The organism is Corynebacterium sp. (genome assembly GCF_030538285.1).
Taxonomy (GTDB): Bacteria; Actinomycetota; Actinomycetes; order Mycobacteriales; family Mycobacteriaceae; genus Corynebacterium.
The window spans coordinates 65,592-77,267 of sequence record NZ_JAUNUG010000003.1; the positions used below are offsets into that span (position 1 = coordinate 65,592).

The 11,676-nt window shown below is 63.6% G+C and carries 9 protein-coding genes; 5 read left to right on the plus strand and 4 right to left on the minus strand.

Translation table 11 applies throughout. The features are described from left to right. Nucleotides 1–5 precede the first annotated feature (5 nt). Nucleotides 6–560 (plus strand): isopentenyl-diphosphate Delta-isomerase, encoded by a 555-nt coding sequence (idi, locus tag Q4G50_RS01935; protein ID WP_303375953.1) that lies wholly within the window; start codon nucleotides 6–8, stop codon nucleotides 558–560. Here the strand turns inward: idi and Q4G50_RS01940 are convergent. The 3 genes from Q4G50_RS01940 to Q4G50_RS01950 all read right to left on the minus strand — a co-directional run bounded on the left by Q4G50_RS01940 (nucleotide 549) and on the right by Q4G50_RS01950 (nucleotide 4,351). Continuing rightward, nucleotides 549–1,763 carry a hypothetical protein gene (locus Q4G50_RS01940; RefSeq protein ID WP_303375954.1) on the minus strand — a complete coding sequence of 405 codons (1,215 nt, stop codon included), beginning with the start codon at nucleotides 1,761–1,763 and terminating at the stop codon, nucleotides 549–551. The genes idi and Q4G50_RS01940 overlap by 12 nt on opposite strands. 95 nt (nucleotides 1,764–1,858) lie before the next feature. After that, complete coding sequence (locus Q4G50_RS01945) at nucleotides 1,859–3,043, minus strand: hypothetical protein (RefSeq protein WP_303375955.1); 1,185 nt, start codon at nucleotides 3,041–3,043, stop codon at nucleotides 1,859–1,861. Between the two features lie 21 nt (nucleotides 3,044–3,064). Next, entirely contained in the window at nucleotides 3,065–4,351 is a 1,287-nt protein-coding gene (locus Q4G50_RS01950) for a carboxylesterase family protein (protein ID WP_303375956.1), read from the minus strand. Between the two features lie 28 nt (nucleotides 4,352–4,379). On the opposite strand from Q4G50_RS01950, the gene Q4G50_RS01955 reads away from it, so the two are divergent. The 3 genes from Q4G50_RS01955 to Q4G50_RS01965 are packed head-to-tail and all read left to right on the plus strand — an operon-like array spanning nucleotide 4,380 to nucleotide 6,724. Further along, nucleotides 4,380–6,374 (plus strand): M3 family metallopeptidase, encoded by a 1,995-nt coding sequence (locus Q4G50_RS01955; RefSeq protein WP_303375957.1) that lies wholly within the window; start codon nucleotides 4,380–4,382, stop codon nucleotides 6,372–6,374. Nucleotides 6,375–6,385: 11 nt separating this feature from the next. Further along, a complete protein-coding gene (locus Q4G50_RS01960; protein WP_303375958.1) occupies nucleotides 6,386–6,574 on the plus strand; it encodes a hypothetical protein in 189 nt (62 codons plus the stop codon). A 9-nt stretch (nucleotides 6,575–6,583) separates the two neighbouring features. Next, nucleotides 6,584–6,724: a hypothetical protein gene (locus Q4G50_RS01965; protein ID WP_303375959.1), complete on the plus strand. Its 141-nt coding sequence runs from the start codon at nucleotides 6,584–6,586 to the stop codon at nucleotides 6,722–6,724. Between the two features lie 857 nt (nucleotides 6,725–7,581). Here Q4G50_RS01965 and malQ read toward each other — a convergent pair. Beyond that, complete coding sequence (gene malQ, locus Q4G50_RS01970) at nucleotides 7,582–9,717, minus strand: 4-alpha-glucanotransferase (RefSeq protein WP_303375960.1); 2,136 nt, start codon at nucleotides 9,715–9,717, stop codon at nucleotides 7,582–7,584. A gap of 110 nt (nucleotides 9,718–9,827) precedes the next feature. Between malQ and Q4G50_RS01975 the strand changes: the two genes are divergently transcribed. Next, entirely contained in the window at nucleotides 9,828–11,675 is a 1,848-nt protein-coding gene (locus Q4G50_RS01975; RefSeq protein WP_303375961.1) for a long-chain fatty acid--CoA ligase, read from the plus strand. Nucleotide 11,676 lies beyond the last annotated feature (1 nt).

Genomic DNA, 11,676 nt, shown 5'->3' on the forward strand with positions numbered 1-11,676 from the left:
GTGGCATGACAAACGACGTTGAACTGGTGGTCCTGGCCGACGAGCACGGTGAGGCCACCGGCACCGCGCCGAAGGCCACCATCCACTCCGGGGACACCCCACTGCATTTCGCTTTCTCCTGCTGGGTACTCAACGCGGAGGGCAAGCTGCTGGTGACCCGACGGGCCCTGTCGAAAAAGACCTGGCCTGGGGTATGGACGAATAGCTTCTGCGGGCACCCTGGCCCCGGGGAATCTAACGAGGAGGCGGTGGCTCGCCGCAGCGTCGAGGAACTCGGTTTCGTGCCGGGAGCCCTCACAGACATCACGGTGGTGTTACCGGAGTTCCGTTACCGGGCGGTGGATTCTAGTGGGATCGTCGAGAATGAGTTTTGCCCCGTGTTCGTCGCCCGCCTGGGGGAGGGGGAGCAGCCGGATCCGCGACCGGAAGAGATCGATTCTCTGGCGTGGGTGAACCCTGCCGAGCTGATCGCCGCGGCGGACGCCACCCCCTTCGCATTCAGTCCCTGGCTGGTGGAGGAGCTGGCTGATCAGCGTCTGCGAGACGCGTTACTCCTTTAGCCGGAGGAACTCCGACTGGGTGTTGTTCATGGTGAACGGCGGTGCAGTCGCGCGGAAGAACTCGAGGAACTCAAGGGGAACGAGGGGCTGCCCACCGGTGCGGTGTGTCTCGATGTAAACCTCTTCGCAGATTTTGTCGAGGACATAGACGAACAACAGTGGCGAAATCAGAGGGTGTTCGTAGCCCTCCATAATCGATTTCATCATTTCGGTGCACCAGGCCAAGTTGCCTTCGGAGGCCCAGAACAAGGACCGCTGGAGGGAGGCCAGATCTTCGAGTGCGCAACCGGGCACGATGCGCTCCGGCACTGACAAGCGAATGTCACCCTCCCAACCGCCGATCAGCCAAGCGTCATCCTCCTCCAACCACAGTTGCTCGAGGCAGATGTTGCCGTGGGTTCGTTGGACGAGCACCTCGCCGTCGAGAAGCCGGTACCATTCGCGAATCATTGGGGCGAAGGGAATGAGGACGGGGGTTGATTCGGCGAAACGATCCAGACGCTCACTGAGGCGCTCGGTGACACAGGCGGCGGGAATCCAGTCATATCCGAAGGCCATGAGCATGGAGTCGTGGATGAGCCGCAGGGTCTTGCCAAGCTGGAAGCCATCAGCATAGGAGTACATATTGGCGGCCGCGTGGTTGCGGACCTGATTCCAGGCATTCATCCCGCTGGGCAGGCGACGTAGCGTGCCCAGGATGTAAGTGCGGTCCTGCGTGGTGAGTTCGATGCGGCCGATGAGGTCAGGGGAGTAGCTGCCGATGAGGGTGGACAGCAATTCCACCTCAGGGGGCACGCCGGGCCAGACCCGTCGATAGAAGGTGAAGGCGTACTTCTCGATCTCGGGCCACTGCTCGTCATCCGTGAGGAAAATATCGATGCGATTCTCGTCCCGCGTGCTGCGGACGAAACAGAGCGATTCGGGCATGGAGCCGAGATAGGTGCCGATGCCAACGAAGTCTCCACTGCTCACACCGCGAGCGATGTCGAAACCCGTGGCGAGGGCGTCGTCTTTGACCATCTGAAAGTTCTCGTCGAGCAAGAACTGGTACAGGGTGGGGTCGTCCGGGTCAGGCGAAAAACCGGCGACATGGCGCGCACCCGGAACATTAGAGCTAGCGACAATTTTCAGGTCATCGGGCGAGGGAATATCCGACGTCAACTGCTCTACGGAACGCGCTGGGTCGAGCTGGTCGGTGGGCACGGAGGAAGACCTTTCGGGCGGTGAGATAGATGCCAGAACCTTATCAGAAGCTGAGCGGCAATTAAGGTAATGATGCGGAAAAGTTATTGTTTTGCTTACCGCATAAACTCGGATGGCGCCATCTGGGGACGTGTCTCCAGGGCGTTTTCGCGGAACCATTCGAGGAACGCCAGCGGCAATTCGGGCTTGCCATCCTCGCCGTCCTTCTCGCGAACCAGCTCTTCGCAGGCGCGGTCCAGGACGAAAGCGCTAAACGGCACTGACATCATCGGTTCGCCGTAGCCGTCGAAAATGGCTCCCATTGCCTGGATACACCACGCCTTGTTGCCGCCACAGGCCCAGAACATGGAGCGCTGCAAAGTGGCCAGATCCTCCAGCGGGGAGCCGCTGAGCGTGCGTTGCTCGATGGGTAGGCGCACGTCACCTTCCCAGCCCCCGATAAACCAACTGCTGTCTTCCTCGATCCACATCTCCCGCAGGTTGATGTTGCCGTGCAGTCGCTGCACCAGCATTGATCCGCTGAGGTGTTCATACCATTCGCGGATCCACGACTCATAGGGGGCAAGTTCCGGGGCCGCGGCCACAAAAATATCCAGGCGATCGATCAGCCGCAGGGCCACCGTCTCGGCCGGAACCCACTCGTAGGGGAAGGCCATGAGGAAGGAATCGTGAATGTAGCGCAGCGTCTGCCCGAGATTGGAGCATTGGGAATGGGAGATGACCTGTGCGGCCACCTCCTGTTTGGTCTGCTCGAAGGCATTGACGCCCTGGGGGAGTCGGCGCAAGGTGCCCAGGACGTAGGTCCGATTCTTGTGCCGATACTCGAAGTGGCCGAGCAGGTCGGGGCTATAGGGGCCGGTGAGGGTGCGCAGAGCCTCCACCTCAACGGGCAATCCCGGCCAGATATGACGATAGAGCGAAACGACATACTTTGCGACGTCCGCTCGCTCACTGTCGTCAGTGACATACAGGTCGATGCGGTAGGTATCGCGCGAATGGTCAACGTAGAACAGTTCCCCGGGGGCGTGGCCGACGAAGACTCCGCCGCCGACCGTTTTTCCATTGTGCAGAACCGTGAGGAGCTTGGACTCATCGAAGCTGGTGGCGTCGATGTAGCCGCCGTTATCGTCCACTAGGAACTGGTAGAGGGATTCGTCATCCTCATCTTCAAGCTCCATAACTACGTGGTTACCTTCGGGGAAGCGGTGGATACTCACCTGCCGGAGATCTTCGTAGTCCGGGATCCAGTCGCCGAAGGAGTGGCCCGCGGGGAGTCCCATCGGCCGCACCTTTCCATCTTTTTAGGGGTTGAACGCCTCCCGCACCATACGGAGCGGATCTATAGACAATCTTACGCGAGCGGAGTCGAGCGAGAGCTCCCGGGTCTGTCTATCTGTCGTTTGATCGTATTCCGCCCAATCGGGGGTATATCCCCTGGCGAATGCGACAAGCAGCTCTCGAATCTTATCCGATTTAGTTTCTGACACACCAAACATAGGGGAGATTTCCGCACAATGCACGGCGGTGCCCTCATCAGCGGTGAACTCCACCATCCACACTGGTCCGGGCACCTCGTCGCCGGCCTGGGACACCCACCGGCGGTTGGCTGCATCGCCTATCAGTCGTCCCATCGGGCGCTGCGGGTCGATTGACGCGACCTCCTTGAGATAGTCCGCGACGGATCCCCGCACCCCCATGCGGCGTGCCAACAGTCGGGCTGCGGCCGAACCCAGGCCACGCTGGTCGATCTTTCTTCCCGCTGGCATGTCATAGTGCTCGTCGCGAGTGGAGCCCAGTATGAGGGGCATGTCGGAGAGCTCGGCGCCGTCGAAACCCGTCGGCCCGAGCGCCATATCCATGCCGTGTATGCTGCGGAAACGTGCATACGCCTTGGCCAGGGCGGTGGGGTTGTCCTCTGCCAACTGGGTCAGGGAGGTGCGGGTGACGGGCTTGCCCAGCACCATTCTCAAGGAAGCTTTGCGGCGCTCAAAGCTCTCCCGCGGAAAGCAGGGGGAAAGGGCGATGACACGTCGGAAAGCGCCGCGGTAGTGATCGCGCCGCATCAGCCACAAGGCGGTGGTAGCCCCGGCGGACTGGCCGATGAGGGTGACATTGGTCGGATCGCCGCCGAAGGCCTCGATGTTGCGCTGGACCCATTCGAGGGCCAGCTGGCAGTCATCGATGCCGCGGAAGTGATCGGGTTCATCATCGTGGAAACGCGCGAAGCCCTGCAGCTTGGTGCGGTAGCCGATGTGCACGGTGATGATGCCGTCGCGGGCGTTGGCGGTGCCGTCAGCGCGGCGGTCGCCGTGGGTTCCATTTTCGAAACGACCGCCGTGGATATAGACCACAACGGGGAGGTCGGCGAGTTCCCGCGCATTATCCGGGGTGACAATCGACAGGGCGATGGTGTCGGGGCGGTAGACGGTGGCGTCGATAAGCTGCTTTTGCTCGATGCGGCGCGCATCCTCGAAAGGCCCCGGGATGTGGGAGTAGGGGATGGAATGGAAGCGCTTGATCTCCCCGTCGTGGACGCCGGTGATCTTCCCGGCTGGGCAGGTCACGGTCACACGTGCTGGATCGCTCATGGGGCCCACGGTACTAGGCTGATGTGCCATGACCTCCAATCCGTTGCTCGTTCCTTCCGCACTGCCTTATGAACTGCCCGATTTTCAGGCGATTCGCCTGGAGCATGCGGTCGAGGCGATGGACATCGCGTTGGCTGAGCAACAGGCGGAAATAGAGGCCATCGTCACTAACGAAGCCACCCCCACCTGGGAGAACACCGTCGAAGCACTGGAGATCTCCGGCGCCACCCTCGACCGCGTCACCGCCTGGTTGTTCAACCTGCAGGGCACGGATGCGGACGAGGAGATGGACGCCGCCATCGCCGAGATCGTCCCGCGCCTGTCCGCGCATTCGGACGCGATCTACCAGAATAAGGCCCTCTACCAGCGGCTTCTTCGCGCCCCCGCCCCCGCCGACCCCGAGTCCGCCCGCCTCCACGATCTCCTGGTCAGGCGCTTCGAGCGCCGCGGCGCGCGCCTCGATCGGGCCGGCAAGCAGCGCCTCGCGGAGATCAATCAGCGCCTGAGTTCGCTTTCGGAGGCCTTTGGTCGCCAGCTGCTGGCTGATACCCGTCGCCTGGCTGTCCGCTTCGACGATGAGGAGCTCCTGCAGGGGCTGTCGCAGTCGCGTAAGGATTCCGCGGCCGACGGCGAGGGCTGGGTACTGCCCATCGAGCTGCCCACCGTCCAGTCCGATCAGCTCGTGCTTGAACGCCCCGAGGCCCGCGCCGCCCTCTACAAGGCTTCCCAGGCCCGGGGTGCCGAATCCAACCGCGAGAACCTCCTGGAGCAGGTACGTCTGCGCGCCGAGCGCGCCCGCCTGCTCGGTTTTGAGACCCACGCCGATTACGTCATCGCCGAGGAGACCGCTGGCACCGCCGACGCCGCCCGCCAACTGCTCTTTGACCTGGCCCCGGCTGCCGCCGCCAACGCCGATGCCGAGCGCAAACTCGCCGCTGAGCTCGCCGACACCGAGTTGAGCGCCGCGGACTGGCCCTATTGGCAGGCGAAGGTCCGCGAGCGGGACTACTCCCTCGACGAGGAAGAGCTCTCCCAGTACTTCCCCCTGCGCCAGGTGCTCGTGGACGGCGTTTTCCATGCCGCTCACCTGCTCTACGGAATCACGGTCACCCAGCGCCCGGACCTGCAGGGTTATGCCGAGGGTGTCGACGTCTGGGAGGTCCTGGATACCGACGGCACCGGCCTCGGCCTGCTACTCACCGACTATCGGGCGCGCCCCTCCAAACGGGGTGGTGCCTGGATGAGCTCCTTCGTCGGCCAGTCCGGGCTGCAGAATCGGCGCCCCGTCGTGGTCAACGTCATGTCGATTACCCACCCCGTCGACGGCTCGCAACCGCTGCTCACCATCGACCAGGTGACCACGCTGTTCCATGAGTTCGGCCACGCCCTCCACGGCCTGCTCTCCGACGTGCGTTATCCCACGCTGGCCGGCACCAACGTGCCGCGCGACTGGGTCGAGTTCCCCTCCCAGATCAATGAGAATTGGGCTTTCGACCCGGACATCGCTCGCAATTACGCCCGCCATGTCGACAGCGGTGAAGTTATCCCGCAGAAGCTTCTCGACGCCGTCCTCGCCGCCCGCCAGTTCGGCCAGGGCTTCGCCACCTCCGAGTACCTCGCCGCCGCCATCATCGACCTGGCATGGCACTCGCTGACGGTGGAGGAGGCGGGGAAGATGGCGTCGATAAGCGAATTCGAACAGAAAGCACTTGAAGACGCGGGTCTCGTGGTGGATGACCTCGCGCCCCGCTACCGCTCCACCTACTTCAACCACATCTTCGGTGGCGGTTACTCCGCCGGCTACTACTCCTACCTGTGGGCTGAAGCGCTCGATGCTGACGGATTCGACTGGTTCAGCGCCGCGCCGGATAAGCGCGCCGCTGGGCAGGCTTTCCGCGAGCACATCCTCTCGCGCGGCGCGTCCCTCGACTACACAGATGCTTTCCGACGCCTACGCGGCCGCGACAAGGACGTCACCCCGCTGTTGCGACGCCGTGGACTCGCCGGCGTTGAACTGGGGTAGATTGATCCGACATGGACGCCATCACCCAGTTTCTGCTCAGCGCCCCGCTGTGGCTGCAGATCCCTCTGGTGATGGCCAGCGCCGTCCCGCTGGCGACGATCGGTGCGGTCGTTCTCGTGCGTGTCATCGACATGATCGCGCTGGCGGGGGAGCGGGTATGGCGGGCAACCGTCGGCACCACAAATGACACAAGCGAGTAGAGGAGAACCATGGCTAACCCTGAGGAACTGCGCAAAGAGGACCAGAAGCTGCCCAAGGCGCGCCGCAAGTACCCGCAGTCGCGGGTCACGCAGTCACTGTGGGTTCTGCTGGCGATCGTGCTGATCGCCTGGTTGATCTCCCTGCTCTAGGCTACTACCACGCAGTTTGCCTAGAGTGCCTCCGCTGCCATTTCAGGCGGGGATCAGCGTTCGTGACCTGGCGGACACGACTTCCGTAGAGAGCCCAGTTCGGATGACCTGGTCCGAGGGCAGTGAGGACAGCGATCATGTCCATCAGTCGATTCTTGCCCTTGACTTCCAAGAGGTTTTCGTGGTGAGACACGCGATTCCTTAGCTCCCGTAGGCGTTCAAGTCGCTGACCCACATAGATGCGGCCGTTGTCATTCTGGAAAGCACCTGGGAAAGCGAATCTCAATGCGTCATTCCAGAGAACTTGGGAGTTCTGAACGGCACTGGGAGCCATGTTCTTACGGCATCCTAGAAGTGAGGTCCAGTTTCCGAAAGTCAGTTGTGCCAACACGTCGTCGTGGGTAACGGCCGAATTCTGTCTTGGGTGGCCCGGTCGCCTATTACTCATATTCTGTTTGGCAAGTTTGCGGGCTTGCTTCAGGCTATGCCCCATAGAATTGAACAGTAGTTGTCCTGCGCATCCTGAAAGCGACCAGCCGGAAGGCATGCCCTGACCGACATTCCATGAGGTTAGTGCTCGATCGATTCTGTTGCGGCACATAATCTCTACGTATGAAAGCTGGGAATGCAGAGCTCCCGCGAAATCTGCGTTCCAGCGGTAGAGCTCTACCGCGCGATCGAGATCAGCGCTGGCGGCCTCGAGATAAGGTGCCAGTCGAGGGGCACTGATGAAATCTTCAATGAGGGACGCGTGAGCATTTGTCCGGTGCTAGTCTAGGTTCGCGTGCAGCAATGTAGATTGCTGCTCTTCCATTTCGGGTGCCCCTGGCGATTGTCGCCAGGGGCACCTTGCTGATTTAACGCTTACTCGCCTGCGCGATGCGGTGGAACAGCTCCACCTGTGGCAGATCCTCGACGAGAACCGGGGTGCCCTCGGCGTCGCACAGCGGGATACACCAGTTCGGGTACTGGTCCTTCGTGGTGCCCGGCTGATTCTGGGAGCGGACGTCACCGACCATGTCCACCAAGGAAATGCAGGTCAGGGCGGAGGGAGTGCCGGCGATGAAGCGGTGGATGCCCTCCATGAGCTCGCCGACATCACCACGTTCTGCACGCTCCAGACCCTCGAACTCGGTCTCGGCGAGCTCCGAGCCCGCGAAGCAGCCGGTCTCCCGGATCCGGTCGAGCACCTTGGCCTGCCAGGCCAAGTCCTCGGCGTCCTCGTCGGCGGCGTCGCGGGTGAACAGGCCCAGGCGGTCACGCAGCTCGATGTGCTCGCCGGCGAGGAAGCCCGCGGTCGGCGGCAGATCGTGGGTGGTCACTGAGCTCAGCGCCAGCTGACGATACTCATGCTGCAGGCGCGGGCCCTCCACGGTGGGGGAGCCCTCGAACCACAGGATGGAGGTGCCCATGACGCCCTTCGCGGCGAGCACATCCTGCACCCACGACTCGAAGGTGCCCAGGTCCTCGCCGACGACGACGGCTCCGGCCCGCTCGGCCTCCAGCGCCAGGATGCCCACCAGCGCCTCGTGATCGAAGCGGACATAGGTGCCGGTGGTCGGCGGCTTCATGCGCTCCATGACGAAAAGGCGGAACAGCCCGAGAACGTGGTCGACGCGGATACCACCGGAGTGGCGCAGCACCGTCGACAACAGGTTGCGCCACGGCAGGTAACCGGCCTCAGCGAGCTTGGCCGGGTGCCACGGCGGCTGGGACCAGTCCTGGCCCTGCTGGTTATAGCCGTCCGGCGGGGCGCCGACGGAGACATCCGGCGCCAGCCACGGGGCCAGGTTGTGGGCGTCCGCGCCACCGGGGTGGACGCCGACGGCCAGGTCAGCCATGATGCCGATCTGCATGCCAGCGGCCTTCGCGCGGGCCTGCGCAGCGGCGAGCTGCTCGTCGCACAGGAACTGCAGCCACATGTAGAAGTTGATCGCATCGTCCATACCCGGGGCGATGCCGTGGGCCCGCTTATCGTGGATCTGCTCGTACTCGCGCTGCGCACACCAGGCGGCGAAGTCGACCAGGCCCTGGCCCTCGCGTTCGATGTAGGCGCGGAAGGCCTCCTCCCGCTCCGGGGTGCGGCCGTGGTGGTGCATCTCGTGCAGCACATCCAGCTTCGCCTGGTAGACGGGGTTGCGTTCGATAATCTCATTGGAGCGGTTGAGCTCGCGCAGTTCCGCGGCCAGCTCGGCGATGTCGGCGTGGGTGGCCTCATCCAGCTGCGCCATCTCCGGGATATCCTCGATGCGCAGGTAGATCGGGTTGATGAAACGGCGCGTGGTCGGTAGATAGGGGGAATCCTCCGCCGGGGGGAAGGGCTCCGCCGCGTGCATCGGGTTGACCAGCAGGAAGTCCGCGCCGGCCTCCTTCGCCAGCACCTCCGCCAGAAGGCCCATGTCGTGGAAGTCACCGAGGCCCCAGGAGTTCTCGGAACGCACCGAGTACATCTGTGCCATGACACCGGTCACCGGGTTGTCTACGTAGCGGTCCGTGGTGGACAGGCGGGCCGGGGTGATGATGAGCGCACACTCGTGGCGGATATCACCGGAGAGCAGCTCGAGGCGGTGCCACCCCAGAGGCAAATCCCCCGGCAGGCGGAAGGTGGCCTCGCCCCACGGCTGGCCGTCGACGTTCACCGGGGCGTTCCAGTTCTCCTCCTGGTACACCTCGCGCTGCGAGCCGTCCTCCAACAGGATGCTCACCTCGGCCGGGGCGCCGTCGTGGACATGGACGTTGAAGGTGCGTTCATCGCCGGCCACGGCGACCACGCAGGCCGGCAGCGGGCGGATCGACTCCGCCACCCGGTGGGACTCGAGCACCGATGCGAGTTCGTCCTCGTCGGGGGCGTCGGAAAGCGCGACACCGAACGCACGCAATGTTGTCAGCAGCGTGTCGTCGGTGACCACCACCTCCTCGCCGTCGCTTGCGGTGTAATGCGTTGCGACGCCGTGCGCGTCCGCGAGTTCTCTCAGCACGTCCTGGTAAGTCACACCCGTTATCCTGCCATCTTGGTCCCGGCTTTGCTGCCAGCACAGGGGGTGTGGCCCACATCTGATGTGGTTGCAGGGGTAACGTTTAGAGGAAACCTTCATATACCCCGATGCGAGAGGACGCACCCGTGCAGGAGTTCCACACCCCGGCCGACTATGAGATCGCCCCCGGCGAGACCTGCCTGACCGCCATGCTCGACACCGCACGCAGGTACCCGCATGGCGTCATGTTCACCCGCCCCGCCAACTTTGAGTGGGTCAACGTCACTTCCGCGGAGTTCGTCGCGGAGGTCTACGAGGTGGCCAAGGGACTCATCGCCTCCGGGGTGGAGGCCGGCGACCGCGTGGCGCTGATCTCTGCCACCCGCTATGAGTGGTCGCTGATGGACTTCGCCATCTGGGCCGCCGGAGCCGTTAGCGTGCCCGTCTACCCCTCATCCTCGCTGTCGCAGATGCAGTGGATCATCGAGGACTCCGGTGCGGTGCTCGCCATCTCCGAGACCCGCGATCACACCGAGCTCATCTCCCACCTGGTCCTCGCCGAGGATGGCTCCCCGCGCCTGCAGGGCTCGCCGTCGCAGCTGCGCCGCGTGCTGGAGATTAACTCCTCCGCCATCGCCACCCTGAAGTTCGAGGGCCGCGAGATTCCATCCGAGGAGGTCGATAACCGTATCGCCCACACCTCCACCGATGATCTGGCCTCCCTGGTCTACACCTCCGGTACCACCGGCCAGCCCAAGGGCTGCAAGATCACCCACCGCAATTGGCTCGCCGAGGTCCGCGGCGTGCTCAGTCACCCCATTGGCGGGATCGCCGTGCCCGGCACCCGGGTGCTCACCTTCCTGCCCATGGCTCATGTCCTCTCCCGCGCGGTGTCCCTGGCCGTGGTCATCGGTGGTGCCACCCAGAACCACTGGTCGGACTTCTCCACCCTGTCGGTTGAGTTCGCTCGCTCCCGCCCGAACCTCATCCTCGGTGTGCCCCGCGTCTTTGAGAAGGTGCGCAACTCCGCAGCCGCCAACGCCGCCGACGGGGGGCCCGTCAAGGAGCGTATTTTCGCCGGCGCCGAGAAGACCGCCATCGAATACTCCCGTGCCCTGGATACCCCCGAGGGCCCCTCCCGCGCACTCCTGGCCAAGCGCAGGGTCTTCGACAAGCTCGTCTACTCCAAGATCCGTTCCGCCATCGGTGACTCCGTGAAGTACTGCATCACCGGTGGCTCCGCCATGAGCCACGAGCTGCTGCACTTCTTCCGCGGCATCGGCGTGCCCGTCTACGAGGGTTACGGCCTGACCGAGACCGCCGCGGCGGCCGCCGTCGACTTTGACGATCAGAAGATCGGCACCGTCGGCCGCCCGCTGGGTGGGGTGACGATCCGCATTAACGACGCCGGCGAAATCCTGGTCAAGGGCCCGATCCTCTTCGACGGTTACTGGAAGAACGACGAGGCCACCGCCGAGTCGATGGAAGGCGAGTGGTACAACACCGGTGACCTCGGCGAACTGCTCGAGTCCGGGCACCTGGTGATCACCGGCCGTAAAAAGGACCTCATCGTCACCGCCGGAGGCAAGAATGTCTCGCCCGGCCCGATGGAGGATTCGCTGCGCGCCCACCCGCTTATCTCCCAGGCGATGGTCGTCGGCGACGGCAAGCCTTTCATCGGTCTGCTGGTCACCCTCGACGAGGATGCGCTCAACCGTTGGAAGCTCAACCGCAACATCGACGAGGACACCTCCGTCAAGGACCTGGCCATGGATCCGTCCCTGCGGGCGGAGATCCAGGACGCCGTCAACACCGTCAACGCCACCGTCTCTCAGGCGGAGGGCATCCGGAAGTTCTACATCCTCGACCGGGATCTCACGGAGGAGGAGAACGAGCTCACCCCGACGATGAAGGTCAAGCGCAACGTCGTCGCCCAGCGCTACGCGGATGCGATCAGCCACCTGTACAAGCGCTGAT

What these genes read in the sequence shown, in the direction of transcription:
- idi (WP_303375953.1), top strand. Translation starts at nt 6, where the DNA reads ATGACAAACGACGTTGAACTGGTGGTCCTGGCCGACGAGCACGGTGAG.
- Q4G50_RS01945 (WP_303375955.1), bottom strand. Translation starts at nt 3,043, where the DNA reads ATGGGACTCCCCGCGGGCCACTCCTTCGGCGACTGGATCCCGGACTAC.
- Q4G50_RS01950 (WP_303375956.1), bottom strand. Translation starts at nt 4,351, where the DNA reads ATGAGCGATCCAGCACGTGTGACCGTGACCTGCCCAGCCGGGAAGATC.
- Q4G50_RS01955 (WP_303375957.1), top strand. Translation starts at nt 4,380, where the DNA reads ATGACCTCCAATCCGTTGCTCGTTCCTTCCGCACTGCCTTATGAACTG.
- Q4G50_RS01960 (WP_303375958.1), top strand. Translation starts at nt 6,386, where the DNA reads ATGGACGCCATCACCCAGTTTCTGCTCAGCGCCCCGCTGTGGCTGCAG.
- Q4G50_RS01965 (WP_303375959.1), top strand. Translation starts at nt 6,584, where the DNA reads ATGGCTAACCCTGAGGAACTGCGCAAAGAGGACCAGAAGCTGCCCAAG.
- Q4G50_RS01975 (WP_303375961.1), top strand. Translation starts at nt 9,828, where the DNA reads ATGCGAGAGGACGCACCCGTGCAGGAGTTCCACACCCCGGCCGACTAT.